This window comes from Acidovorax sp. DMC1 (genome assembly GCF_056314325.1).
The window spans coordinates 661,094-687,466 of sequence record NZ_JBQUYO010000001.1 but is presented as its reverse complement, the minus strand read 5'-3'; the positions used below and the strand labels follow the sequence as shown (position 1 = coordinate 687,466).

Genomic DNA, 26,373 nt, shown 5'->3' with positions numbered 1-26,373 from the left:
GCTGCCCCTGCACAGGTGAGTCCTATGTCCGCGTCTGCCCCGTCCCTGCCCCCCATGAAGCTGTCCGGCCTGGAGCCCGTCTCCATTGGCGAGGGCACGCTGTTCGTCAACATTGGCGAGCGCACCAACGTCACCGGCTCCAAGGCGTTTGCGCGCATGATCCTGAACGGCCAGTACGAAGAGGCCCTGGCCGTGGCGCGCCAGCAGGTGGAGAACGGCGCTCAGGTCATCGACATCAACATGGACGAGGCCATGCTCGACAGCAAGGCCGCCATGGTGCGGTTTCTGCAACTCATCGCGTCCGAGCCCGACATCGCGCGTGTGCCCATCATGGTGGACAGCTCCAAGTGGGAGGTGATCGAGGCCGGGCTGCGCTGCATCCAGGGCAAGGGCATCGTCAACTCCATCAGCATGAAAGAGGGCGTGGAGAAGTTCAAGCACGAGGCGCGCCTCGTGAAGCGCTACGGCGCCGCCGCCGTGGTGATGGCGTTTGACGAAGTGGGCCAGGCCGACACTTATGCCCGCAAGATCGAGATCTGCGAACGCGCCTACCGCGTGCTGGTGGATGAGGTGGGCTTCCCGCCCGAAGACATCATCTTCGACCCCAACATCTTTGCCGTGGCCACGGGCATCGAAGAGCACAACAACTACGCCGTCGATTTCATCGAAGCCACGCGCTGGATCAAGCAGAACCTGCCGGGCGCCAAGGTGTCGGGCGGCGTGTCCAATGTGTCGTTCAGCTTCCGTGGCAACGACCCTGTGCGCGAGGCCATCCACACCGTGTTTCTGTACCACGCCATCAAGGCCGGCATGGACATGGGCATCGTCAACGCGGGCATGGTGGGCGTGTACGACGACCTGGAGCCCACACTGCGCGAGCGCGTGGAAGACGTGGTGCTCAACCGCCGTCCCGATGCGGGCGAGCGCCTGGTCGAGATTGCCGAAACCGCCAAAAGCGGCGCCAAGGACGAGAGCAAGAAACTCGAATGGCGCGGCACGCCCGAGCACCCCAAGACCGTGGGCGAGCGCCTGAGCCATGCGCTGGTGCATGGCATCACCGACTTCATCACCGAAGACACCGAAGAGGCCTACCGCGAGATCCTGGCCAAGGGCGGCCGCCCGCTGCACGTGATCGAAGGCCCGCTCATGGACGGCATGAACGTGGTGGGCGACCTGTTCGGCGCGGGCAAGATGTTCCTGCCCCAGGTGGTCAAGAGCGCCCGCGTGATGAAGCAGGCCGTAGCCCACCTGATTCCGTACATTGAGGAAGAAAAGCGCCAGGACGAACTGGCCGGCCGCGACGTGCGCAGCAAGGGCAAGATCGTCATTGCCACCGTCAAGGGCGACGTGCACGACATCGGCAAGAACATCGTCACCGTCGTCTTGCAATGCAACAACTTCGAGGTGGTGAACATGGGCGTGATGGTGCCCTGCCACGAGATCCTGGCCAAGGCCAAGGTCGAGGGGGCGGACATCGTGGGCCTGTCGGGCCTCATCACCCCCAGCCTCGAAGAGATGCAGTACGTGGCCGGCGAGATGCAGAAAGACGAGCACTTCCGCGTCAAGAAGATCCCGCTGCTGATTGGTGGCGCCACCACCAGCCGCGTGCACACTGCCGTCAAGATCGCGCCGCATTACGAAGGCCCCGTGGTCTACGTGCCCGACGCCTCGCGCAGCGTGAGCGTGGCGCAAAGCCTGCTGGGCGACGGCGTGCAGAGCTATGTGGATGAGCTGAACGCCGACTACGAAAAAGTGCGCACCCAGCACGCCAACAAAAAGGCCACGCCTCTGTGGCCCCTGGCCAAGATCCGCGCCAACAAGACGCCGGTGGACTGGTCTGCCTACCAGCCTGCCGTGCCCCGCGCGCTGGGCCGCCGCGTGTTCAAGAACTTCGACCTAGCCGAGCTGGCCAAGTACATCGACTGGGGTCCGTTCTTCCAGACCTGGGACCTGGCCGGCCCGTACCCCGCGATCCTTACGGACGAGATCGTGGGCGTGGAAGCCACGCGCGTGTTTGCAGACGGCCAGGCCATGCTGAAAAAGATCATCGAAGGCCGGTGGCTCACGGCCAGCGGCGTGATGGCGCTGCTGCCTGCCAACAGCGTGAACGACGACGACATCGAGTTCTACACCGACGACACCCGCACCGAGGTGGCCATGACCTGGTATGGCCTGCGCCAACAGGCCGAGAAGCACACCATCGACGGCGTGACCCGCCCCAGCCGCTGCCTGGCCGACTTTGTGGCCCCCAAGGAGAGTGGCATTGCCGACTACGCGGGCCTGTTCGCCGTCACCGCCGGGCTGGGTGTGGAGAAGAAGGAAAAGGCTTTCATCGACGCGCTGGACGATTACTCCGCCATCATGTTCAAGAGCCTGGCCGACCGTCTGGCCGAAGCCTTTGCCGAATGCCTGCACCACCGCGTGCGCACCGACCTGTGGGGCTACGCAGCGGGCGAGCAGTTGAGCAACGACGACATGATTGCCGAGAAGTACCGCGGCATCCGCCCCGCGCCCGGCTACCCCGCCTGCCCGGACCACAGCGCCAAGACCGACCTGTTCCGCGTGCTGAACGCCGAAGAGATCGGCATGGGCCTGACCGAAAGCCTGGCCATGACCCCTGCGGCCAGCGTGAGCGGCTTCTACATCGGCCACCCCGAGGCGGTGTACTTCAACGTCGGCAAGATCGGCGAAGACCAGCTGCACGACATGGCCGAGCGCCGGGGCATGGATGAGAAGGTGCTGGAGCGGTTGTTGGCACCGAATCTGTGATGCTATGAATGAAATAGCTGCTAGCGCTTGACCAACAAGCGCTAGCGGCCTATTTGATTCAAAAATCGGCCATCAAACCGCGCTCTCCGGCAGCTTCGCAATCACCTTGATCTCGAACTGAAAGCCGTACAGCCAGGTCACCCCGATGCCCGTCAGCGTGGGGTGGGGCGCCTCGCCCCAGAATTCGGGCACGACGCCCCAGACGGTCTCGAAGTTCGCCTCGGGGTTGACCACGAACATCGTCACATCCACCACATCATCAAACGTGCAGCCCGCTGCCTGCAGCACGGCATTGAGGTTGCTGAACGCCAGGCGCACCTGCGCGGCCAGGTCGGGCTCGGGCGAGCCGTCTTCGCGGCTGCCCACCTGGCCGGACACAAACAGGAAACCGTTGGCCCGCACGGCGGGCGAATAGCGGTTGCGCTCGTACAGCGCCTGGCGGCCTGCGGGAAAGACAACATCACGTTGGGGCATGGAAATCCTTTCGTTCTGCAGGGCAGAGGGTTGCGATGCAGGCACTGTAGAAGCGTGCGTTGTTCTGATAAACAGGCTAATCTGCGCACCACTGTTCCTGATCGCCAAACAATGGCGGGCATGTCGCCCTTTCGGCACGCCCCAACTACCTCTACGCCATGGACCGTTTTGACGCCCTGCAGGCCTTCGCCCGCGTTGTGGAATCCGGCAGCTTCACCAAGGCCGCCCTCACCCTGCACCTGAGCCGCACCACCGTCACCCAGCTGGTGCAGCAGCTCGAAGCACGCCTGCGTGTGAAGCTCCTGCACCGCACCACCCGGCGCGTGCAGGTCACGCCCGACGGCGCTGCGTACTACGAGCGCGTGGTGCGCCTGCTGGCCGATCTGGACGATGCCGACGCCAGCGTATCCACCGCCGCCGCCGCGCCCCGGGGCCGCCTGCGGGTGGATGTGCCCAGCCCGCTGGCCCGCTTGATACTGATCCCCGCGCTGCCCGCGTTCCACGCGCAGTACCCCGACATCCTCCTGCACATGGGGGTGAGCGACCGCCCCGTGGACATGGTGGGCGACAACGTGGACTGCGTGGTGCGCGGCGGCGCCCTCACCAACCCCGCGCTGGTCGCACGCCATGTGGGCGACCTGCAATTGCGCGTGTACGCCGCCCCCAGCTACCTGCAGCGTGCGGGCACGCCCGCGCATCCGCAGGCGCTGGAAGGCCCGCACCACCGCACCGTAGGCTTTTTGTGGGCGCGCACCGGCCAGCCCCTGCCGTTCGAGATGCGCCGTGGCACCGAACACGTGCGCGCCCAGGGCCACGATGTTTGCGCCGTGGACGACGGCAACGCCTACCTGGCCGCAGGCTTGGCGGGCCTGGGCGTGCTCTGGCTGCCCGACTACATGGCCCGCCCCCACGTGGCCACCGGCGAGCTGGTGCCCCTGCTGCAAGACTGGACGCTTGCGCCCATGCCGCTGTACGTGGCCTACCCACCCCAACGGCATGTGAGCGCCAAGGTGCGGGTGTTCATTGAATGGGTGGCGGGGTTGATGGCGCTGCATGCGCCGCTTCAGCGTACTTCGACGACGCTATAGGAAACCTTCGACCACAGAAACCGTTCATGGAATGCCGGAAGAGACAGCCTGCCCGGCAGGCGCTTGCACACGCCATGCGCACCGCATTGATAGCGCGTGTCCATCAATGTCGCGTTCTGCCGAGGGCTATGCTCCGTTATTCACAAGAGAGTGGGAAGGCTGGGATGGAAAAAGGGACGGGAAAATCAATCGTGCTCATGGGAGCGCTGATGTGGATGGGGGCATGCGCCATGGCAGCAAACTGGGCATTTGAATTCAAGCCAGTCAATGCGCAAATGGCAATCTATTCTGGAGGTTTGGGTGACCCAACGGCGCCCACAGCCCACGACGCCAAAGTGTCATTCCATGTGCAGGGTAAAGCGGCCCGCGACTTGTTTGACCGCATGGGGCCCGATGTGAAGACAGAGTGCGGGTCCGACCCGAAAACGCGGGTACGAGCCCGCGACCGACTTCAGTGCATCCGCTATTCCCCTTCCGACTACAGCTGCTATTTCGGCTTTGATCTGAAAGACGGGAAAAGCATCGGGGGCAATATCTGCTGAGCAAAGCCAGACGACTTGCAGTTCAGCGCGGGGCCCTTTGATCAGGGTGGGACCAAGGCGCTATCGCCTCAGTGCGACCCCGCCCCACCCGCACTCTCCGCCATCTCCAGCTGCATCATCACCATGTTGACCAGCGTGTGCACCGATGGCCGCCCGGTCTCGATCACGTAGTGGGCGGTCTCGCGGTACAGGTGGTCGCGCTGGGCGTAGAGGTCGCGCAGCTTGTCCATGGGGTTACCGCCTTGCAGCAGGGGGCGGGTTTTGTCGTGTTTGACGCGCTTGAAAATTTCTTCGGGCGAGGCGCGCAGGTACAGCACGTTGCCGAACTGGCGCAGCACCTCGCGGTTTTCGGGGCGTAGCACAGCGCCGCCGCCGGTGGACAGGACCATGCCGCCGGGCTGGCGGGCCACGTCGGCCAGCACCTGGGCCTCGATGTCGCGAAAGCGGGCTTCGCCCTCGGCCTCGAAGAAGCTGCGGATGGTGGTGCCCAGGGTTTGTTCCAGCCGGTGGTCCAGGTCGATGAAGGGCACGCCCGCGCGGTGGGCCAGTTGCCGGCCGACGGTGGATTTGCCCGAGCCGGGCATGCCGACCAGTGCGCAGCGAATCTGCATAGGTTCAAGAAAGAGGTCTGGGGGGACGGGCTTGCGCACTGCGGGTGGGGCTGTGTCGCGTGCCTTGACTAGGCGTTGAGTGTAAGCCTGCCCCCGCGCACCGCATGTCAGGCACGGCCTTAGCAACTGGCGCGACCCAGACCAGTGGATGCCGAGCAAGGGCCGCCCCGCAGCGAGGGCGTCGTCCCCCTGCCCGCGCGCAGCGCGAGAGCGGGGGGCTGAGGGCCGCGGCTCCAAGCCTGCCTGCGCAGGCTTGGACGGCCTGAAGAGCTGCCGCCTCTGGCGGCTGCCCCGTGGCGCGCGCTCAGGGGGGTGTCCGAATCACAGTGCGGCGTACACCAGCGCCGGATACAGCTCGCACAGATACCGCAGCTGGCCGGGCGCCTGCGTGAGCAGGATGGCGAACAGGTCTTCCGCAGGGTCCACAAAGAAGAAGGTGCCGCCCAGGCCGCTCCAGCTGTAGTGCCCGGCCGATCCGGGGCGGGTGGCCTGGCCCGTGGCGGTGCGCACGGCCACGCCCAGCCCAAAGCCATAGCCGGTGGGCAGGATGTCGCCCGCCACGGGCAGGTTGCCCAGGTGGTCGGCGGTCATGAAGTCCACCGTGGCGCGGCCCAGCAGGCGAACGGGGGCGTCATTGCCGCTGGTGCCGTTGGGGCTGTCGGGCCCGGGGGCGGTGCCCCGGCCCAGCATGAGCTGCAAAAAGCGCGCGTAGTCGCTGGCGGTAGACACCAGCCCGCCACCGGCCGACTCGAACACGGGCGGCGCGGTCACGTCGATCAGCGGCATGCCAAGGCCGGTCTGCGGGTCGCGCTCAAAGGCTTCGGCCAGGCGGTGCTGCTGCGCGGCAGGCACCGAGAAGCCCGTGTCGTGCATGCCCAGCGGGCCGAACACCCGGCGCTGCAGGATGGCGCCCAGGCTTTCGCCCTCGATCACCTCCAGCACCGCGCCCAGCACGTCGGTGGCGCGGCTGTATTCCCAGCGGGTGCCGGGCTGGTGGAGCAGGGGCAGTGGGCCCAGCGCCGCGACCAAGTCCGCATTGCTGTGGCGGCGCGAGCCGACGCGGGCGGCACGGTAGGCGTCTGGCACGGTGCCGGCCTCCCACGCGTAGCTCAGGCCGGCGGTGTGGCGCAGCAGGTCGTGCACCGTGGCCTCGCGCTGCACGGGGGCGGTGGTGCCGGTGGCTTCGTCGTACACGCGCTGGCCGGCAAACGCGGGCAGGTAGTGCGCCACGGGGTGCGACAGCAGCAGGCGGCCTTCTTCCATGAGCATCATCGCCACCAGCGAGGCGATGGGCTTGGTCATGGAGTAGATGCGGAACACCGTGTCGGGCGCCATGGCGGGTACCGCCGATTCGGCGCTGGGCGGGCGCTGGTGGCCCACCGCCGTGTGCAGCACCGTGTGGCCCTGGTGGTGGATGAGGGCCACGGCACCGGGCAGCAGGCCCTGGTCCACATGGGTTTGCAGCACGGAGCGCAGGCGGGCGAGGGCGGTGGGGTTCATGGCAGTGGGAAGTGGGTTTTGAGTTAATTTTGGCTGGTAGCGCTAGTGCATATTGCGCTAGTAGCTATCAAAAACAGAGCAAATATGGCAGGCCTTGAACGCGGGTTTCAGGGCGTCGCACCGGCCGCGTGGCTGCGTTCCTGCTCCTGCAGCTCGCGCCACTGCACCTTGCCCGTGCCGGACTTGGGCAGGCTGTCCACCAGCTGCACGATGCGCGGGCTTTTGTAGGCGGCCATGTGTTCGTGGCTCCAGTCGATGATGGACTGCTCGCTCACCTGGCCCTTGAAGGCGTCGCGCAGCACGACCAGGGCCTTGACCGTCTCGCCCCGGCGCTCGTCGTGCGCGGCGATCACGCACACCTCCTGGATGGCGGGGTGGGCGTACATCATGGCCTCGACCTCGGCAGGCCAGACCTTGAAGCCCGACGCATTGATCATGCGCTTGAGCCGGTCCACCATGAAGAAGTAGCCGTCCTCGTCCACCTGCGCCAGGTCGCCCGTGCGCAGAAAGCGCTTGCCGTCCAGCATCACAAAGCTGTCGGCAGTGGCCTGCGGGTTGTTCCAGTAGCCCAGCATGACCTGGGGGCCATGCACCACGATCTCGCCGATCTCGCCCGGGGGCAGTTCGGCGAACGTGGCCGGGTCCACCACGCGCGCATCCACGTCAAACACCGGGATGCCCAGGCACTGCGGCTTGGGGCGGTGGGGCGGGTTGATGTGGGTGGCGGCCATGGTCTCGGACATGCCGTAGCCCTCCACATAGTCGAGCCCGGTCAGGTCCTTCAGCTGCTGCGCCACGGCCTTGGGCATGGCCGCGCCGCCGCCGCGTATGGCCTGGATGCTGCTGATGTCGTAGTCGGCGATGCGCGGGTTGGCCAGAAAGTCCACCACCATGGTCGAGATGGCCTGCCAGATGGTGACCCGGTAGCGCTGGATGAGCTGGGCGGCGGCGTCGCGGTCCCAGCGCGGCAGCACGACCACGGTGGCGCCCACAAACAGCGGCCCGTTCATGCTGCCCGACAGGCCGGTGACGTGGAACAGCGGCAGCACCGCGAGGTAGGTCGAATCCTGCGTGCGCGCAAACCACTGCACGCCGCCCACCAGCGTGCTCATGGCGCTGCGGTGCGTGTGCATGCAGCCCTTGGGGTGGCCGGTGGTGCCCGAGGTGTAGGGCATCACGCACAGGTCGTCGGGCCCGGTGGTGATGGGGCCTGGGGTGCGCTGCTGCGCCAGCATGTCGCTCCACAGCGCGACGCCGGGCGCATCAATGGCCTGGCGCGGGGCACTGACGAACGCGGGCACGGGCAGGTCGGTGGGCACCTGCAGGTAGTCGCTGTAGGCGGCCACGATCAGGTGCTTCAGCTTGCCTTCGCTCCCAGCAGCATCCACCAGCGGCTGCGCCAGCGCATGCAGATCCTGCGGCACAAAGGCCACGGTGGCGCCGCTGTCGTGCACGTAGTGGCGCAGCTCGTCGGTGCGGTTCATGGGGTTCACCGGCACCACCACCGCGTTGGCGCGCAGGATGCCGTAGAACGCCAGGATCCACTGTGGGCTGTTCTGCATGTACAGCAGCACGCGGTCGCCCGCCTTCACGCCACACACCTGCTGCAGGAAGCCCGCAATGTGCTCGGCCTGCTGCTGGAACTGGCGGAAGGTCACCAGCGTGTCGTAGAACACCAGAAAGGGCTTGTCCGGGTAGCGCGCGGCCGACACCTCGGCGTTGTGGAACAGGTGTGTCTGCGGCAGCGTGAGGTGGCGCGACAGGCCGGGCGGCCAGTGGGCGAGGTGGCGGTCGGACATGGGATACGGAACGCTGGGTTGGTTCGTGCGGGGCGCAGACCTGACGAAGCAGGTCGCGCCCCAGGGGGGCATTAGATCAAGCTGGCGCCACCATCCACCACGATGGACTCACCCGTGATGTGCCGCGAGGCGTTGGACGCCAGGAACACCACCGCGCCCTTGAGGTCCTCTTCGCCGCCAATGCGGCGCAGGGGCGTGCGCTCGATCATCGCAGGGCCCAGTTTTTCGATGAGGCCGCTGGCCATCTTGCTGGGGAAAAAACCCGGGCAGATCGCATTCACGCGCACGCCGTAGTGCCCCCATTCGGACGCGAGCGTGCGCGCAAAGTGCAGCGCGGCAGCCTTGGAGGTGTTGTAGGCAATGGTGTTCATGCCCGGGGGCGTGCCCTTCAGTGCGGCCACTGAGGCCGTGACGATGATCGAGCCCTTGCCGCGCGGGATCATGCAGCGCTTGCCCACTTCGCGCGAAAGGAAGAACGGCGCGCTCACGTTCAGGTCCATCACCTTGTGCCAGGCGGCGTCGGGGTAGTCCTCGGCCTTGGCGCCCCAGGTGGCACCTGCGTTGTTGACGAGGATGTCGATGGTGCCAAAGCGCTCGACCACCTGGTCCACCAGGCCCGGGATGTCTTCGGTCTTTTGCAGGTCGTTCACCACGGTCAGCACCTCGTAGCCCATGCCTTCCAGGTGCTTCTTGGCCTCGGCCAGCTCATCGGCCTTGCGCGCGGTGATGGCGAGTTTGGCGCCCATTTCGCCCAGGGCTTCGGCCATCTGCAGGCCCAGGCCGCGCGAGCCGCCGGTGACCAGGGCGACCTGGCCGGTGAGATCGAAGAGTTGCTTGACGCTCATGGAGAAAACGCTTTCGTGCAGAGAGAGGGTGAAGGTGAATGAGTGCCCGACCCGTGCCCGGTGGCTCGTGGCGCGCCGGGTGGGGTGAAGGGGTGCGGGGAAGGCGGCGGTGGCCGCCGTGCAAGCCGGTGAGTCAGCGCTTCATGCTAGCCCCGCGCCAGCCCGGTGTAAAACCGACGCTGTCACCTTTGAAACTCTGGGCGCTGCCGCTTTTCTCGCCGCGTGTGGGATGGCGCCTACCCCCGCTTGCGGCCACGGCGGATGGACGGATGCGCGCCCTGGCCCTAGGCTCGCAGGGATGAACGAGTCTTCCCCGCCCCTGGCGACAACCACCCCCTGGCTTGCCCGCATGGCCCAGCCCCTGCAGCCGCTGTGGCGGCTGGTGCAGCCATTCTGGCGTGCCGCGCAGATGTGGCTGGACGCCGACGGGCTGCGCATGAGTGCGGCCATGTCGTTCTACGGCATGCTGAGCCTGGCGCCCCTGCTGCTGTTGCTGGTGGGCGTGCTGGGCTGGTGGGTGGACCGCGGCTACCTGGAGAGCAGTCTGGTCGCCCAGGTGCAGTCGGTGATGGGCCAGCAGGTGGCCGACGTGGTGCGCCAGGCCCTGGCCAGCGCGCGGGCGCCGTCAGAGGGGCGGCTGGCATCGGTCATCGGATTTGTGGTGCTGGTCTCGGGCGCCACCGGGGTGTTTGTGGAGCTGCAGTCCGCGCTGGAGCGGCTTTGGCGCCGAGACGATGACACGCCGCCCCAGCGCGCCGCGTGGTGGCGCATGGCGTCCCTGCGGTTGCGGGGGCTGGCCTATGTGCTGGCGCTGGGGTTCTTGTTGCTGGTGTCGCTGGCACTGTCCACCTTGATCCACCTGCTGGCGGGCTGGGCCGGGCAGCATTTGGCCGCGGGCCACCTGCCTGTTTTGGCGCCCCTGGCGCCGCTGCTGCAGCTCGTCAATGAAGCCATTGCCTTTGGCCTGGCCGTGGCGCTGTTTGTGGGGCTCATGCGCATCGGCGCGGGCCCCAAGCCGTCGCTGCGCTACCTGGTGATGGGCGCCGTGGTGGGGGCCTCGCTGTTCACGGTGGGCAAGCAGCTGCTGGCCTGGTACCTGTCCACCGCCGCCGTGGTGTCGGCCTACGGGGCGGCGGGCTCGCTGGTGGTGCTGCTGATGTGGATCTACTTTTCGTCGGCCATCCTGCTGTTTTCTGCGAGTTGTGCGCAGGCGCTGGAGGATGCCTTGCATTCCGGCCCGCGCCGCCCAGCGGCGTTGGCGCGCTGGGCGGCATCCGCCCGGGCACGGGTGCAGGAGCTGTAAATGTTGGCAACAGCTCCCAGTACACAGATGGTTTGGCACGGGCCTCGTCGAGGCCACTGTCGCGACGGCGCCCGGTGCGCTGTCAGGCTGGGGCAGCAGGGGCTCTGCGCCAGGCCCTTGGGCACAAATGCGGCCAAAAGGGGTTTACCGCTGCTTACTGCCGCTTACAAACCGGCCACACCGCAGCGTCCGCCGCTGTGTACCTTTCGCTCATCTGGTCCGTTGAAACACCACGGCCCCATCCCGTAGCGGGCGCACAGCGCTTTCTTTGCACACCCGCCCCCTGCGGACTTCTCCGATACGAACAAGGAAATGACCATGAACCTGACGGTTTCTTCTCCCACCCCGCCTGCGTCGATCCCTGCTGCGGCCACCGCCGGCCCGGCCCTGAAATGGATGTGGGCAGCCATTGGCGTGCTGGGCGTGAGCGTGCTGGCCCTGGGCGCCACCCTGGTGATGCAAAACCAGGCACCGGCGGCAGCTGATGCGGCAGCCCCCGCCACCCTGGCAGCGGCCCCCCGCACGCCTGAGTCCGAGATCATTGAAGAAAGACGCGCCCAAGCGCCGGTCGTACCTACCCAGAATGCTATGAATAGCGGAGCAAACTACCGTGTGCAACCGGGCGGCAGCACAGGCCGATCCGGCGACATGGCGGGCGGCATGGCCCCCGGGGGTGTGGCCCAGCCCGTGCGTGCAGCGGCGCCCGTGTGCCGCAGCTGTGGCCGCGTTGAATCGGTGCAGGCGGTTCAGCAAGCCGCGCCTGCCACCGGCGTAGGCGCCGTGGCCGGTGGCGTGCTGGGTGCCGTGGTGGGCAACCAGATCGGCAAGGGCAGCGGCCGCACCGCCGCCACCGTGCTGGGCGCCGTGGGCGGTGGTTACGTGGGCCACAAGGTCGAAGAGCGCACCCGCACCCACACGGTGTACCAGGTGGCGGTGCGCATGGAAGACGGCTCGCTGCGCCACTTCCAGCGCGCAGAACCCACGGCAGTGGGCACGCCCGTGGTGCTGCAGGGCAAGGGCTTCCGCGTGGACCAGGGCGGCTCGGCCCGGGCGGCAGACCCCTATGCGCAGCCACAGCCCCAGCCAGGTGCGGTGCGGGTGTCGGACACCTACTGAGCCCATTGCTTCCCTCCAAACAAAAGCCCGCCAATGCGGGCTTTTGTTTTTGTCGCTGTTGGTTGCTGGTGGCTGGTTGGCGGGTTACAGCACCACCGGAATCTCGGTCGCAGGCGGCGTGTTGCGGCTGCGGCCGCAGCGCACCAGGCCGTCGATCATCACCATGCCAATGCCCGGGATGTCGCCTAGCTGCACGCTCTCCAGCAACGTGGCGCCAGCGGTGTGCTGGGCGCGGTCCATGAACACAAAGTCCGCCGCGCGGCCCACCTCGATCAGGCCACAGTTCAGGTTGCGGATGCGCGCCGTGTTGCCGGTGGCAAAGCAGAACACCAGTTCGGCGGGGATGTCGGCAAAGCTCGACAGCAGCGCAATCATGCGCAGCATGCCCAGCGGCTGCACGCCCGAGCCCGCAGGGCCGTCGGTGCCCAGAATCACGCGGTGCGGGCACTTCAGCTCCATGGCTGCGCGCGCAGCCTGGATGGCGATCTTCTCGTTGCCGTTGTGCACCAGCTCGATCGCGCGGGACGACTTCTCGCACAGCTCGCACACATGCTTCCAGGGCAGCGAGGTGTGGCCACCGTTGATGTGGCCGATCACGTCGGCATCAGCCTCCAGCACCACGTCCTTGTCGATCAAGCCCGAGCCCGGAATGGACGGGCCGCCCGTGTGGATGGTGCTCTGGATGCCATGCTTGCGCGCCCAGGCCACCATCTGCTGCGCCTCGTAGCCCGCCTTGACGGAGCCCAGGCCCACTTCGCCCAGCAGGGTCACGCCCGCGTCGGCCATGTCCTTGAAGTCCTGCTCGGTCATGCCTTTTTCGATGACCGGGGCGCCCGCAATCACCTTCACCCCACCGGGGCGGAAGTTGTCGAACGCGCGCTGCGCGGTGATGGCCAGGGCCTTGAGGCCCACGATGTCCTTGGGGCGGCCGGGCAGGTGCACTTCGCCGGCCGACACCATGGTGGTCACGCCGCCGTTCATGGTCGAGTCGATCCAGCCGATCTGGTTCTGGCGCGGCGTCCAGTCGCCAAACACTGGATGCACGTGGCTGTCGATCAGGCCCGGCGCCACACAGGTCTGGCGTGCGTCGATCACGGTGTTGGCGTGGTCGGTATCGCAGTCCTTGTAGCGGCCTACGGCCACGATGAGGCCGTCGTTTACCACGATGGTGTCGGCGTCGAGGATGGGCCGGTCCAGGTCCCCCGACAACAAAAGACCGATGTTCTGGATGACGACCTTGCCCGATTTGCCGCCTGCTGCTGCTTCTGCCATGGATTCTCCTCGTGGGGTGGTGGGCGGGGCGCCACGCGGCACTCCGCAGGGAAAAATCTCTTGTTGATTCAGGCCGCTGCCCTGCCCTTGGGCAGGTGGGGGCCGGGCGCCACGGTGCGCAGCACGGTGTCGATGACGAACGACTCCCAGTGCGCCAGCGCGTCGGGCGTCTCCAGGTCTTCACCCAGAAAGGCCGACAGCGTGTGCCGGTTGGACATGTAGAAGTAGCCCGTGGCGGCGATCAGCAGGTACACATCGCGCGCCGATACGTCCTTGCGGAACAGGCCCTGCGCCTGGCCGCTGTCGAGCACGCGGCGGATCACCTCGATGGCAGGCGACGAATATTCACGGGCGCGCATCGACTTGGAAATGTGCTTGCCCTTGTGCAGGTTCTCGGTGTTGAGCAACGTGATGAACTCGGGGTTCTTGCGGTAGTAGCCCACCACAAAGCGGATCACGGCCTGCAGCGCCTCCACCGGTTTGGCGGTGTCCAGGTCCAGTTTGGATTCGGCATCGTTCATGCGCCGGTAGGTTTCCTCCAGCACCTCGATGAACAGACCTTCCTTGCTGCCGAAGTAGTAGTAGATCATCCGGTCGAAGGACTTGGCCGCCTTGGAGATCTTCTCCACGCTGCCGCCTTCGTAGCCGTAGCGGGCGAACACCTTGGTCGCCGCCTTCAGGATGTTGTCGCGCGTGGTCTGTGCGGCCTGCTCGCGCACGCCCGTCTTGCGGGCAGAGGCTGCGCGGGGGGACGCGGTCCGGGTCTTGGTGGGAGTGGCAGACATGGCGGGTCCTGGTGGATGACGCGGGCCCCGGGAGTGGAGCCCGCCGGGGATCACTGCTCTGCGAACGCGCGTTCGATCACGAAGTCGCCAGGCTTCGTGGTGTTGCCTTCATTGAAGCCGCGCTCTTCCATCATGTGCTTGAGGTCGCGCAGCATCTCGGGGCTGCCGCAGATCATCACGCGGTCTTCGGCGGGGTTGAGCGCGGGCAGGCCCAGGTCGCGCGCCAGCTGGCCGTTCTCGATGATCGTGGTGACGCGGCCCTGGTGCTTGAAGGCCTCGCGCGTCACGGTGGGGTAGTACTTGAGCTGCTTGCTGACCATCTCGCCCAGGAACTCGTGCTTGGGCAGTTCTTCGGTGATGTAGTCGTGGTAGGCCAGCTCCTTCACCTCGCGCACGCCGTGCACCAGGATGACCTCTTCGAACTTCTCGTACGTCTCGGGGTCGCGGATCAGGCTCAGGAACGGTGCCACGCCCGTGCCGGTGGAGAGCATGTACAGGCGTTTGGCAGGCAGCAGGTAGTCGATCAGCAGGGTGCCCGTGGGCTTTTTGCCGACCACGATGGTGTCACCCACCTTGATGTGCTGCAGGCGCGAGGTCAGCGGGCCGTCGGGCACCTTGATGGACAGGAACTCCAGATGCTCTTCGTAGTTGGGGCTCACGATGCTGTAGGCGCGCAGCAGGGGTTTGCCGTTTTCGCCGCGCAGGCCAATCATCGTGAAATGTCCGTTGGAGAAGCGCAGTGCGGTGTCGCGCGTGGTGGTGAAGGAGAAAAGGCGGTCCGTCCAGTGGTGGACCGTCAGGACGCGTTCGTCAAGAAAGGCGCTCATGGTGCGTTAGATGGAAAAGTTGGAAGCAAATAAGGAATTTGGCTGAAGAGCAGGGCCCCATGCGCTCTACAGCGCAATGTTCAGGCCTGAAAGCTTGTGGCTCACAACCCTCCATTGTTCCGCATCTGGCAAAGCCGCTTTTCTTTTGGTGATTGTGGGTAGCGTGGGCGCCAGCTTTTTGTTGAACTGCAGAAAGATTTCCATGCCTTCGGGCAGGTCGTCTTCGGCATAGATGGCGTTGGCCGGGCACTCCGGAATGCACACCGCGCAGTCGATGCACTCGTCTGGGTCAATGACCAGATATTCCGGCCCCTCCTTGAAGCAATCGACCGGGCACACATCGACGCAGTCGGTGTACTTGCACCGAATGCATGCGTCCGTCACAACGTGCGTCATTTTGGGGCTCCTCGTGCACCGTTTTTGGGGGTGCGAAAACACCATTGCAGAGTCTGTTTGATTCCGCTACATTGACATGAAATGTAGTGTTCACAACATTTAAGTTAAGTGAATGCTACACAAAATGCAAAGCGCGTACAAGCACTTGCAACAATGCAATGAATGGGTCGCCACGATGACTGAACACACCAAGACCGATGGGCTGCCGGGCATGGATGCGCCAGAGTTGCCGCAGGTGCTGGAGCGCGCCCGGCCGCGCAACGAGCGCATGAATGCCGCCAAGGTCGAGTGCAATGCGTGTCCGGTGCTGTGCCAGATTTCCGAAGGCCGCGCAGGCGCTTGCGACCGCTACGCCAACCAGGCGGGCGTGCTGGTGCGGCTGGACCCGGTGGTGTTGCTGCGCAAGACGCTGGAGGCGGGTGAGGCCACGCTGGTGCCGTTTGCGGGCCGCGCCGAGGCTGCAGAAGGTGGAGGGACCGAAGTGGCTCCTGAACCCGCATGGAACGGCGACCTGCTGCTGTCGGAAGAAGTGTTCGTGACAGGCGTGGGCTCATCCACCACCTACCCTGACTACAAGCCTGCGCCCTTCATCGTGGGCTCCCAAACCGACGGCGTGGACATGGTCACAGTGGTCACCGAGGGCATCTTCAGCTACTGCAGCTTCAAGGTGAAGATCGACACCGACCGCTTCCTCGGCTCGGAGCAGGCCAACGTGCGCTGCAAGGGCGAGGTGGTGGGCCATGTGACCACGGCCGAATACGGATCGCAGATGCTGTCGCTGGGTGGTGTGCACCACCTCACGGGCGGCACCAAGAAGGAAGGCCGCATCACCGCCGAGATGATGCAGGCGCTGGGCAACAAGCAGGCGGTGGAGTTCACCATCGACGGTGGCTCGCAGCTTATCATCCAGGCCGGCCGCGCGCCCATCGTCAACGGTGTGGCCGAGCAGCGCATGCGCGTGGGCTGCGGCTCGGCGGCCATCGGCATCTTTGCGCGCCAGTTCTTTGGCCATGCAGACGAGGTGGTGGTGGTGGACGACCACATCACCGGCGTGCTCACCGAGCACCAGGCGGGCCGCTGCCTGGACATGAAGCCCTCGGGCATCCAGATGCGCGGGCGCAAGTCCACGCCGGGCCGCTACTTTCAGGTCGCGAACCCGGGCACCGGCTGGGGCGGCACCGACATTGCCGACCCGCTGTCCATCATCGAGGGCTGGGACGAATCAGTCGCCTGGCCGGGGCTGCGCCTCTTGATGACCTCCACCACCGGAGAGCACGCCTCCTGGTACGTGCTGGACGCGCAACTCCACCCGGTGGAGGCCGAGATGCCCACCGAAGTGCGCCGCATCGTGGACCGCATCGGCGAAAACTGCGAGCCCTCGCTGGCCTCCGTGCTGTTCCTCGGCGGTGCAGGCGGCAGCCTGCGCGCAGGCGTCACCGAGAACCCGGTGCTGCTCACCCGCTCCATCAAGAACGCGCTGGTCAATGTGACCTGTGGCGGTGCCCCGGCCTATGTGTGGCCGGGCGGCGGTATCACCGTGATGGCCGACGTGCTGCGCATGCCCGACAACAGTTTTGGCACCGTGCCCACGCCCGCCATCGTGGCGCCCATCGAGTTCAGCATGCGCCGTGCGGACTACGAAGCGCTGGGCGGGCACATCGAACAGATCCGCAGCCTGCGCGACGTGCTGGAGCGCGGTGCGTGGCACAACGACGGGGCTCCGCAGGCGCGCGTGTGGCAAACCTTGCCCGCGGCCAACCCGTGGCCGCTGGGTCGCCCGCCTCTGCTGGGTTGAGTGGATCGCACCGTGAACGCTTGCCGCAAGCTCCTGTCCGACGGCCGCTGGCATTTTCAGCATGGCCCGATGGACCTCATCCTCCAGGCCGAAGGGGCGCGCGACGCCGTGGCCCTGGCGCACGAGCGTGCGTGGCAGCGTTTTGAAGGGCTGCTGCAGGAGCTGGTGAATGAACTCCCCGGCCTGCGGGCGCCGGTGGGTGCGCACTGCGCGGTGCAGGGCGTGGTGGCGCGTCGCATGTGGGCCGCCTGCAGCCCTTATCGCGCAGGCTTCATCACATCGATGGCGGCGGTGGCGGGCGCGGTGGCGCAGGAGATTCTGGCCTGCTACGAGCAGCCGGGCATAGACCGCGCCTGGGTCAACAACGGCGGCGACATTGCGCTGCACCTGGCGCCCGGCAAGTCGGTCACGGTGGGGGTGTACGCTGACATTGCTGCGCTGAATGCTGCACAGTTGCGCAACGGCCTGGTGCTGGATGGGCAGATCCGCATCGACAGCGCCATGCCGGTGCGCGGTGTGGCCACCAGTGGCTGGCGCGGGCGCAGCCAGTCGCTCGGCATTGCCGACAGCGTGACGGTGCTGGCGCGCACGGCGGCGCAGGCCGATGCAGCGGCAACCATCGTGGCCAACGCGGTGAATGTGGCCGATGCGCGGATTGTCCGCAGGCCCGCGTGGCAGGTGCGGGACGACAGTGACCTGGGTGCCATCCCTGTCACCGTGGATGTCCCTGCCTTGCCCAAAGAGCTGGTGGGCCGGGCCTTGCACCAGGGGCTGCAAAAAGCGCAAGAATTGCAGTCCAGCGGCCTGCTGTGGTTTGCACTGCTGGCGTGCCAGGGGCAGTTTGTGGCGACCTCGGCGCCCCAGGCGCTGGCGGATGCGGTGTGGCCCCGGCATGCAGCGGTGGAATCGGAAGTTGGTTCAGTATTTGCTTAACGAATTGCACAGGTCTACAGAATGATCCAGATACGACGCGTTTTCACCCATCTTGAGGAAATCCGGCACGAATTCGGGCCGGTGGCCGACGTGCCGCTGCTGCGTGGTGCCATCGGTGCGGTGCTGACCAACCCGTTTGCGGGCCGGTACGAGCCCGACATCCTCCCCATGATGGACGCGCTGCAGGATGTGGGGCTGGACATGGCCCAGCGCCTCCTGAAGGCCATGAGCGTGCCCGCCGAGCGCATCGAGACCTATGGCAAGGGTGCCATCGTGGGCGCGGCGGGTGAGCTGGAACACGGCGCGCTGTGGCATGTGCCCGGTGGCTACGCCATGCGCGAACTGCTGGGCTGGAAGGGCGACCGCAACGCCTACGCCAAGGGCCAGGCCGAAGAGAAAACGGGGCAGCCCGCCAACGCGTTGTCCATCGTCCCCTCCACCAAGAAGGTGGGCGGCCCCGGCGCGGCGCTGGATGTGCCGCTGACCCACATCAACGCCAGCTACGTGCGCAGCCATTTCGACGCGATCGAAGTGCGTGTTCCGGGCGCGCCCTCTGCCGATGAGATCGTGTTCATACTCGCCATGACCACGGGCCCGCGCATCCACGCCCGCGTCGGCGGGCTCAAGGCGGCAGACATCAGCCAGTGGAACGGTCTGCGCTGAGCCGCACGCCAGCCCGCACACCCTCGAACAAGACAAGACCCCAAGGAGCCAAAAAATGCCAGCCAAGATTCGAAAGATCATCGTCCAGACCGACGAAGTCCGCGTGGAAATGGGGCGTGATGTTCAGCCCCCGGTGCGCAAGGCGCTGGCCATGGCCGTGATCGAGAACCCCTGCGCAGGCCGCTATGTGGAGAACCTTGACGAACTCATCGCCATCGGTGAGGAGCTGGGCGGCCTTCTGGGCGCTCGCTGCGTGCAGGCCCTGGGCATTGAACCTGGCCAAGCCCAGAGCTACGGCAAGGCCGCCATCGTGGGCGAGGCGGGCGAGCTGGAGCACGCCGCCGCCATCCTGCACCCCAAGCTGGGCGCACCCCTGCGTGTAGCGGTCGAGAAGGGCGCCGCTCTGGTCCCATCCAGCAAGAAAATGGGCGGCCTGGGCACAGCCATCGACGTGCCCCTGGGCCACAAGGACGCCGCCTATGTGCGCAGCCATTTCGACGCCATGGAAGCCCGTGTGGCCGATGCCCCACGAGCCAATGAAATCGTGGTGGCCGTTGTCGTGACGGACAGCGGGCGGCCGTTGCCACGTGTCGGCGGCCTCACGGTCTCTGAAATCAAGGGTGTTGACGGCCTGCGCTGAGCCCGGCGCGCGCACAACACACACCTGTCCTGTCTTACCCCCCGTTCGATCTCTCTCCAACCATCCTTCAGGAGTCTCCCCATGACGATGCGACGAAACCTCATGCGTGCCACGGCTGCGGCTGCATTGGCCCTTACCCTGGCCCCTGTGTTTGCCCAGGGCGTGATCAAGATTGGCGAGGTCAACAGCTACAAGGCACAACCTGCTTTCCTTGAGCCCTACAAGAAGGGCATGGAGCTGGCGGTCGATGAGATCAACGCTGCGGGCGGCGTCAATGGCAAGAAGATCGAACTGATCACGCGCGACGACAATGCCAACCCTGGCGACGCCGTTCGCGTGGCTGAAGAGCTGGTGTCGCGCGAGAAGGTCGATGTGCTGGCGGGCACCTTCCTGTCGAACACCGGCCTGGCGGTGGCCGACTTCGCCAAGCAGAAGAAGTTTTTCTTCCTGGCTGGCGAACCGCTGACCGACAAGATGACCTGGCAAGGTGGCAACCAATACACCTTCCGCCTGCGCCCCGGCACCTACATGCAGGCCGCCATGCTGGTGCCTGAGGCCGCCAAGATGAAGAAAAAGCGCTGGGCCGTGGTCTACCCCAACTACGAATACGGACAGTCTGCCGTGGCGGCGTTCAAGCAACTGCTCAAGGCCGCCCAGCCCGACGTGGAGTTTGTGGCCGAACAAGCCACACCACTGGGTCGGGTAGACGCCGGCAGCGTCGTGCAAGCGCTGTCGGATGCCAAGCCAGACGCTGTCTTCAACGTGCTGTTTGGCGCGGACCTGTCGAAGTTCGTGCGCGAAGGCAACACGCGCGGCCTGTTCAAGGGCATCGAGGTGGTCAGCGTGTTGACGGGCGAGCCCGAATACATGGACCCCCTGAAAGACGAGGCCCCCAACGGCTGGCTGGTGACCGGCTATCCCTGGTATGGCATCAACACCCCCGCACACAAGGCGTTCGAGCAGGCCTACCAGGCCAAGTTCAAGGACTACCCGCGCCTGGGCTCGGTGGTGGGCTACAGCATGATCAAGTCGGCTGCGGCTGGCATTGCGAAGGCCAAGAGCACCGACACCGACAAGCTGGTCGTAGCCTTCAAGGGTCTGCAGGTGGACACCCCATTCGGCAAGATCACCTACCGTCCTGAAGACCACCAGGCCACCATGGGCGCGTTTGTCGGTCGCACCAAGAACGAAGGCGGCAAGGGCGTGATGGTCGACTATGTCTACCTGGATGGCGCCGATGCCAAGTACCAGCCGTCCGCTGCCGACGTGAAGAAGTCACGAAGCGCTGATTGATTCCCTCTGAGGTCTGAGGCGCCTGCCGCGCCTCGGTCCCAGCAGACGCAACCAGCAGTCCGGCACCGTCCGGTTCTGCGGGTGCTGGCTGGTGTTGGCTGGAGCACGGCCGGCTTCTTTCATGGCCTTCGCGCTGGCAACAATGGTGTGAACAGGCCCTACAGGGTGTATCGAACATGAGTTTTTCGGGTTTCATCGTCCAGCTCATCAACGGGTTGGCGAGCGCGTCGTCGCTGTTCCTCGTGGCGGCGGGTCTGTCGCTGATCTTTGGCGTGACGCGCATCGTGAACTTTGCCCATGGCTCGTTCTTCATGGTGGGCATCTACGTCGCGTATTCGCTGGTCGGGCGCCTGAGCGGTGCCCTGGGATTCTGGGTGGCCTTGCCGCTGGCCGCGCTGATCGTTGGTGTGCTGGGGGCGCTGATCGAGGTGGTGCTGCTGCGCCGCATCTACAAGGCACCCGAGCTGTTCCAGCTGCTTGCCACGTTTGCCCTGGTGCTGGTCATCAAAGACGCGGTGCTGTGGCTCTGGGGCCCCGACGAACTGCTGGGCCCGCGCGCGCCGGGCCTCTCGGGGTCCGTGAGCCTGCTGGGGCGGCAGTTCCCCAGCTACGACCTGTTCCTCATCGTGGTCGGTCCGCTGGTGCTGGGCGCCGTCTGGCTGCTGCTCACGCGCACCCGGTTCGGCACGCTGGTGCGTGCCGCCACGCAAGACCGCGAGATGGTGAGCGCCCTGGGCGTCAACCAGGCCTGGTTGTTCACGGCCGTGTTCGCGCTGGGCGCGATGCTGGCCGGACTGGGTGGCGCGCTGCAACTGCCGCGCGAGCCCGCCACGCTGGAGATGGACCTGCACACCATCGGTGCCGCCTTCGTGGTGGTGGTGGTGGGCGGCATGGGTTCCATCCCGGGCGCGTACGCCGCAGCCCTGCTGATCTCCGAGATCAAGGCCATCTGCATCTGGCTGGGTGTGGTTGACGTGTTTGGCCTGAGTGTTTCGTTTTCCAAGCTGACCCTGGTGGTCGATTTTCTGGTGATGGCGGTGGTGCTGGTCTGGCGCCCATGGGGCCTGTTTGGGCGGCCGCAGGCACCCAGCCGCTATGTGGGCATGCAGGAGGAGCCGCTGCGCCGGCCGGGCAAGGCCTACCTGGTGGCGGCCGCGATGCTGGGCCTGCTGCTGGCAGCAGCGCCGGTGCTGACCGCGCAGTCGCCGTACACCACGGTGCTGCTGATTGACCTGCTGATCGCCGCGTTGTTTGCGGGCAGTCTTCACTTCATCATGGGCCCTGCGGGCATGCACTCCTTCGGCCATGCCGCCTACTTCGGGCTGGGCGCCTATGGCGCGGCCCTGTTGGTGCGCTCGCTCGGACTGCCCATGGAGCTCGCACTGGTGGTGGCGCCGCTGGTGGCCGCCGCCGGGGCGTTTGTCTACGGCTGGTTTGCGGTACGGTTGTCGGGTGTGTACCTTGCTATGCTGACGCTGGCCTTTGCCCAGATCACCTGGGCCATCACCTATCAGTGGGACAGTTTCACGGGGGGCAGCAACGGCCTCACAGGCGTGTGGCCTGCGGCCTGGCTGGCAGACAAGCGCATGTACTACTGGCTCACGCTGGCGTTGGTGGGGGCAGGGGTGTGGTGGCTGCGCCGCGTGTTGTTCTCGCCGTTTGGCTATGCGCTGCGCGCAGGCCGCGACTCTGTGCTGCGGGCCGATGCCATCGGCATCGACGTCAAGCGCATGCAGTGGGCGGCGTTTGTGGTGGCGGGCACGGCGGCAGGGTTGGCAGGGGCGCTGTATGCGTTCTCCAAGGGCAGCATTTCGCCAGAGTCGCTGGCCGTGGGCAAGTCGGTGGACGGGCTGGTGATGGTGCTGCTGGGCGGTATCCAGACGCTGGCGGGCCCCGTGGTGGGCGCGGTCACCTTCACCTGGCTGCACGACACCGTGGCGCGCAACACCGACTACTGGCGCGCCATGCTGGGCGCCATCATCCTCATCCTGGTGCTGCTGTTTCCACAGGGTATCGCGGGCACCATCAAGCAGATTTTTGACAACATGCGCAACGCCAAGAACACCAAGGAGGGCACGGCATGAGCCTCCTCAAAGTCACCGGTCTGGGCAAATCGTTTGGCGGCGTCAAGGCGGTGGATGGCATCCACTTCGAACTCGCTGCGGGCGAGCTGCTGGCACTCATCGGCCCCAATGGCGCAGGCAAGTCCACCACCTTCAACATGGTCAACGGTCAGTTGCCCGCTGACGCCGGCTCCATCCAGCTCAACGGCCAGGAGCTGGTGGGCCGCAAGCCGCGCGACATCTGGCGCATGGGCGTAGGCCGCACCTTCCAGATCGCCGAAACCTTTGCATCGCTGACGGTGGTGGAGAACGTGCAGATGGCACTGATTTCCAACGACGGCCTGCTGTTCTCCATGTGGCGCAGGGCTGCCGACCACAAGCGCGAAGAAGCCCTGGCGTTGCTCGACCAGGTAGGCATGAAGTCGCAGGCCGACCGGCCCTGCAGCGTGCTGGCGTATGGCGATGTGAAGCGTGTGGAGCTGGCGATTGCCATGGCCAACTCGCCCAAGCTGCTGCTCATGGACGAGCCCACCGCCGGCATGGCGCCCAAGGAGCGCAACGAGCTGATGGCGCTGACCAAGCAACTGGTGATCGACCGCCATATGGCCGTGCTGTTTACCGAGCACAGCATGGACGTGGTGTTTGCCTATGCCGACCGCATGATCGTGCTGGCGCGCGGGCGCCTGATTGCCGAGGGCAAGCCGCTGGAACTGCGCGACCACCCCAAGGTGCAGGAGGTCTACTTCGGCACCGGCAAAACGTTTGAGAAGAAAGCCGCAGCCCCTGCGGAGGCGGCATGACCATGACGACCCACAACCCCAAAGAACTGCTGCTCCAGGCCAAGGGCCTGCAAGCCTGGTACGGCGCCGCGCAAATCCTGTACGACGTGGACCTGGACGTGCGCCGGGGCGAAGTCGTGGCCCTGATGGGCCGCAACGGTGCGGGCAAATCCACCACGCTCAAGACGCTGATGGGCATGCTGGCCAAGCGCAAGGGCAGCATCCAGTTCATGGGCCGCGACATCTCCAAAACCGACCCGCACGACGCCGCGCGCCTGGGTCTGGGCTTTGTGCCCGAAGACCGCCGCGTGTTCACCGACCTCACGGTGATGGAGAACCTGGAGGTAGGCCGCCAACCCGCCCGCACCTGGCCCGACGGCACGGCTGCCCCGGTGTGGACGCCCGAGCGCTTGTTCAAGCTCTTCCCCAACCTGGGCGAGATGCCCCAGCGCCCTGGCGGCCGCATGAGCGGTGGTGAGCAGCAGATGCTCACCGTGGCCCGCACGCTCATGGGCAACCCCTATCTGGTGCTGCTGGACGAGCCCTCTGAAGGTGTGGCGCCCGTCATCGTGGAGCAGATGGCGCACATGATCCTGGAGCTGAAAGAGCAGGGCGTGAGCATCCTGCTGTCCGAGCAGAACATGCACTTTGCCGAGCTGGTCTCCGACCGCGCCTATGTGCTCGAAAAGGGCCAGATCCGTTACCAGGCCAGCATGGAAGAGCTGGCCGCCAACGAAGAGGTGCGGCGCGCCTACCTCAGCGTGTGAAGCAGAAGTTCCCCGGCCCTGGCCCTACCGGGCCATGGCCGATGTGTCAGTGCGTTCCCAACCGGAGTGTTCACCATGCAAACTGCGCAACGTCGTCGCTTTCTTCTTCAATCGGCCGCGCTCACCGTGGCCGGGGCCAGCTTCCCCGCCAGCTGGGCGGCAGGCAAGATCAAACCCGGTGAGCGAGCGGCGCTCATCGTGGTCGATGTGCAGAACTGTTTTGTCCCTGGCGGCACGCTGCCCGTGGCCAAGGGGGATGAGGTGGTGCCGGTCATCAACCGCATTGCCACAGCGTTTGAAAACGTGGTCGTCACGCAGGACTGGCACACCCAGGGCCACGCCTCTTTTGCCAGTGCTCACGCGGGCAAGAAGCCGTTTGAAACCACCAAGCTGAGTTACGGCCAGCAGGTGCTGTGGCCCGATCATTGCGTGCAGGGCACCGACGATGCCGCCCTGCACAAAGACCTCCAGGTGCCCAAGGCCCAGGTGATCCTGCGCAAGGGCTTTCACCAGCATGTGGACAGCTACTCGGCCTTTGAAGAGGCCGACCGCAAGACCTCCACCGGCCTGGCGGGGTACCTCAAGCAGCGTGGCATCAAGACCGTGTTTGTCACGGGCCTGGCCACTGACTTCTGCGTGGCCTGGACGGCGCTGGACGCCAAACGCCTGGGCTTCGAAACCTATGTGGTCGAAGATGCGACCCGCGCCATCGACCTCAACGGATCGCTCGACGCGGCCTGGAAAAACATGAAGGCCAAGGGTGTCAAACGCATCCAGTCCAGCGACATCGATGTCGCCTGACGGCGCACCGCCCCGGTGCTTCGGCGCCGGGGTTTGACGGATTCACAACACCCCGCAGAAATGGTTGCGCAGCCGCTCCGCTTGCAGGGAAACTTGCGCCTTTGATGTAAGGAGCGTTTCATGAAATGTCGTGGGATGGAGGAGGGCAGCATCGACCGCCGTGTGGTGCTGACGGCCCTGGCCGCCGCTGCTCTGGGGGCCGCGGGCCCGGCGGCTGCCGAGACCGGGGTGACGGACACCCGCATCAAGGTGGGGCAGTCGGCCGTGTTCACCGGTCCGGCCAAGGATTTCGGGGTGGACTACAAGGCGGGCATTGCGCTGGCGTTCGACAAGGTGAACAAGACCGGCGGCGTGCAGGGGCGCACGCTGGAGCTGGTGTCGCACGATGACGCGTACGAGCCCAAGAAGACCGCCGAGAACACGGCCAAGCTCATTGACGAAGACAAGGTCTTCGCCCTGATCGGCTATGTGGCCACCGGCAACCTTATCGCCGCCATGCCCCTGGCAGAGAAGGCGGGCGTGCCCATGTTCGCGCCGCTGGTGGGCACTACCTCGTTTCGCACCACACACAACCGCTACCTGTTCCACGTGCGCGCCAGCTACGAGACCGAGCTGCGCAAGATCGTGGGCCACCTCGCCACGCTGGGCATCAACAACATCGCCGTCATTTACCAGAACAGCGCGTTCGGTAAATCCAACCTCGACACCTGCCTGCAGATCGCCCAGGGCCTGAAGGTCAAGGTGGTCGATTCCGTGCCCATGGAGATCGCCGCCACCGACGCCAAGCCCCAGGTGGCGCAGCTCACCAAGGCCCAGCCGGGCGCAGTGGTGATGATCATGGCGGGCAAGATGGTGGAGGTGTTCCTGCGCGACTACCGGGCGGCGGGCGCGGCGTCGCCGCTGTACACCATCTCGGTGGGCATCACCGACGCACCGGGCTCTGCGCAGCGCCTGAACGGCGGCATCGAAGGGCTGGTCACGGCCAGCATCGTGCCGTCGCCGCAGGCCAGCCGCCTGGCCATCGTGGCCGACTACCGCAAGGACCGCGCGGACGCGGGCGAGAAGATCGACAGCTACACCATGCTGGAGGGCTACATCGCCGCACGCGTGTTTGTGGAAGGTGTCAAACGCGCAGGCAAAGCGCTCACGCGCGAAGGCTTCATCAAGGCCATGGAAGACATGGGCACAACCAAGATCGGCGACTTTCCGCTGGTGTATGGCCCGGGCAACCACAATGGCTCCAACTTTGTGGACCTGGAGATGTACACGCGCAGCGGGTCGCTGCGACGCTGACTGAGAACAACCTACCGAG

Annotated in this window: 24 protein-coding genes; 15 read left to right on the top strand and 9 right to left on the bottom strand. The window is 65.9% G+C overall.

Annotated elements, in window-relative coordinates:
• The first annotated feature begins 15 nt into the window (after nt 1-15).
• Nucleotides 16-2,769, top strand: a complete 2,754-nt coding sequence (gene metH / locus ACT531_RS03225) for a methionine synthase (RefSeq protein ID WP_476016442.1) — start codon at nt 16-18, stop codon at nt 2,767-2,769.
• Nucleotides 2,770-2,841: 72 nt separating this feature from the next.
• On the opposite strand, the gene ACT531_RS03220 is transcribed toward metH, so the two are convergent.
• Nucleotides 2,842-3,243 (bottom strand): RidA family protein, encoded by a 402-nt coding sequence (locus ACT531_RS03220; RefSeq protein WP_060986158.1) that lies wholly within the window; start codon nt 3,241-3,243, stop codon nt 2,842-2,844.
• Between the two features lie 158 nt (nt 3,244-3,401).
• Here ACT531_RS03220 and ACT531_RS03215 point away from each other — a divergent pair, with 158 nt between their 5' ends.
• Complete coding sequence (locus tag ACT531_RS03215; RefSeq protein WP_476016441.1) at nt 3,402-4,331, top strand: LysR family transcriptional regulator; 930 nt, start codon at nt 3,402-3,404, stop codon at nt 4,329-4,331.
• Between the two features lie 164 nt (nt 4,332-4,495).
• Nucleotides 4,496-4,873 carry a hypothetical protein gene (locus ACT531_RS03210; RefSeq protein ID WP_476016440.1) on the top strand — a complete coding sequence of 126 codons (378 nt, stop codon included), beginning with the start codon at nt 4,496-4,498 and terminating at the stop codon, nt 4,871-4,873.
• 68 nt (nt 4,874-4,941) lie between these two features.
• On the opposite strand, the gene ACT531_RS03205 is transcribed toward ACT531_RS03210, so the two are convergent.
• From ACT531_RS03205 to ACT531_RS03190, 4 genes are all read right to left on the bottom strand, one after another.
• On the bottom strand, nt 4,942-5,484 hold the full coding sequence (locus ACT531_RS03205; protein ID WP_060986156.1) for a shikimate kinase: 543 nt from the start codon (nt 5,482-5,484) through the stop codon (nt 4,942-4,944).
• A gap of 321 nt (nt 5,485-5,805) precedes the next feature.
• A complete protein-coding gene (locus ACT531_RS03200) occupies nt 5,806-6,984 on the bottom strand; it encodes a serine hydrolase domain-containing protein (protein ID WP_476016439.1) in 1,179 nt (392 codons plus the stop codon).
• 107 nt (nt 6,985-7,091) lie between these two features.
• Nucleotides 7,092-8,783, bottom strand: a complete 1,692-nt coding sequence (locus tag ACT531_RS03195; protein WP_476016438.1) for a long-chain fatty acid--CoA ligase — start codon at nt 8,781-8,783, stop codon at nt 7,092-7,094.
• A 71-nt stretch (nt 8,784-8,854) separates the two neighbouring features.
• Nucleotides 8,855-9,628, bottom strand: a complete 774-nt coding sequence (locus ACT531_RS03190; protein ID WP_056057149.1) for an SDR family oxidoreductase — start codon at nt 9,626-9,628, stop codon at nt 8,855-8,857.
• Nucleotides 9,629-9,926: 298 nt separating this feature from the next.
• Between ACT531_RS03190 and ACT531_RS03185 the strand changes: the two genes are divergently transcribed.
• Nucleotides 9,927-10,931 carry a YihY/virulence factor BrkB family protein gene (locus ACT531_RS03185; RefSeq protein ID WP_476016437.1) on the top strand — a complete coding sequence of 335 codons (1,005 nt, stop codon included), beginning with the start codon at nt 9,927-9,929 and terminating at the stop codon, nt 10,929-10,931.
• 318 nt (nt 10,932-11,249) lie between these two features.
• Nucleotides 11,250-12,047 carry an outer membrane lipoprotein gene (locus ACT531_RS03180; RefSeq protein ID WP_476016436.1) on the top strand — a complete coding sequence of 266 codons (798 nt, stop codon included), beginning with the start codon at nt 11,250-11,252 and terminating at the stop codon, nt 12,045-12,047.
• A gap of 84 nt (nt 12,048-12,131) precedes the next feature.
• On the opposite strand, the gene ACT531_RS03175 is transcribed toward ACT531_RS03180, so the two are convergent.
• The 4 genes from ACT531_RS03175 to fdxA all read right to left on the bottom strand — a co-directional run bounded on the left by ACT531_RS03175 (nt 12,132) and on the right by fdxA (nt 15,327).
• Nucleotides 12,132-13,319 (bottom strand): amidohydrolase family protein, encoded by a 1,188-nt coding sequence (locus ACT531_RS03175; protein ID WP_295943392.1) that lies wholly within the window; start codon nt 13,317-13,319, stop codon nt 12,132-12,134.
• A 68-nt stretch (nt 13,320-13,387) separates the two neighbouring features.
• Entirely contained in the window at nt 13,388-14,104 is a 717-nt protein-coding gene (locus tag ACT531_RS03170; RefSeq protein WP_476016435.1) for a TetR/AcrR family transcriptional regulator, read from the bottom strand.
• A gap of 50 nt (nt 14,105-14,154) precedes the next feature.
• Nucleotides 14,155-14,931: a ferredoxin--NADP reductase gene (locus ACT531_RS03165; protein ID WP_015012048.1), complete on the bottom strand. Its 777-nt coding sequence runs from the start codon at nt 14,929-14,931 to the stop codon at nt 14,155-14,157.
• Between the two features lie 66 nt (nt 14,932-14,997).
• The gene (fdxA, locus tag ACT531_RS03160) at nt 14,998-15,327 is read right to left on the bottom strand and encodes a ferredoxin FdxA (RefSeq protein ID WP_056057161.1); all 330 of its coding nucleotides are present in this window, start codon (nt 15,325-15,327) and stop codon (nt 14,998-15,000) included.
• Between the two features lie 175 nt (nt 15,328-15,502).
• Here fdxA and ACT531_RS03155 point away from each other — a divergent pair, with 175 nt between their 5' ends.
• From ACT531_RS03155 to ACT531_RS03110, 10 genes are all read left to right on the top strand, one after another.
• Nucleotides 15,503-17,122: a 6-hydroxynicotinate reductase gene (locus ACT531_RS03155; protein WP_476016434.1), complete on the top strand. Its 1,620-nt coding sequence runs from the start codon at nt 15,503-15,505 to the stop codon at nt 17,120-17,122.
• A 12-nt stretch (nt 17,123-17,134) separates the two neighbouring features.
• Nucleotides 17,135-18,055, top strand: coding sequence for a UPF0280 family protein (locus tag ACT531_RS03150; protein WP_291443303.1), 921 nt, complete (start codon nt 17,135-17,137; stop codon nt 18,053-18,055).
• Nucleotides 18,056-18,076: 21 nt separating this feature from the next.
• A complete protein-coding gene (locus ACT531_RS03145) occupies nt 18,077-18,718 on the top strand; it encodes an amino acid synthesis family protein (RefSeq protein WP_291443301.1) in 642 nt (213 codons plus the stop codon).
• A 55-nt stretch (nt 18,719-18,773) separates the two neighbouring features.
• Complete coding sequence (locus ACT531_RS03140; RefSeq protein ID WP_291443299.1) at nt 18,774-19,358, top strand: amino acid synthesis family protein; 585 nt, start codon at nt 18,774-18,776, stop codon at nt 19,356-19,358.
• 81 nt (nt 19,359-19,439) lie between these two features.
• Entirely contained in the window at nt 19,440-20,651 is a 1,212-nt protein-coding gene (locus ACT531_RS03135; protein ID WP_108497032.1) for an ABC transporter substrate-binding protein, read from the top strand.
• A 176-nt stretch (nt 20,652-20,827) separates the two neighbouring features.
• A complete protein-coding gene (locus ACT531_RS03130) occupies nt 20,828-22,735 on the top strand; it encodes an ABC transporter permease (RefSeq protein WP_476016433.1) in 1,908 nt (635 codons plus the stop codon).
• Complete coding sequence (locus tag ACT531_RS03125; RefSeq protein WP_476016432.1) at nt 22,732-23,514, top strand: ABC transporter ATP-binding protein; 783 nt, start codon at nt 22,732-22,734, stop codon at nt 23,512-23,514. Before ACT531_RS03130 ends, ACT531_RS03125 begins: the two co-directional genes overlap by 4 nt.
• 2 nt (nt 23,515-23,516) lie before the next feature.
• On the top strand, nt 23,517-24,260 hold the full coding sequence (locus tag ACT531_RS03120) for an ABC transporter ATP-binding protein (RefSeq protein WP_116750242.1): 744 nt from the start codon (nt 23,517-23,519) through the stop codon (nt 24,258-24,260).
• 75 nt (nt 24,261-24,335) lie between these two features.
• Nucleotides 24,336-25,061, top strand: a complete 726-nt coding sequence (pncA, locus tag ACT531_RS03115) for a bifunctional nicotinamidase/pyrazinamidase (RefSeq protein ID WP_056057733.1) — start codon at nt 24,336-24,338, stop codon at nt 25,059-25,061.
• A gap of 120 nt (nt 25,062-25,181) precedes the next feature.
• Entirely contained in the window at nt 25,182-26,354 is a 1,173-nt protein-coding gene (locus ACT531_RS03110) for an ABC transporter substrate-binding protein (protein WP_476016431.1), read from the top strand.
• Nucleotides 26,355-26,373: the final 19 nt, after the last annotated feature.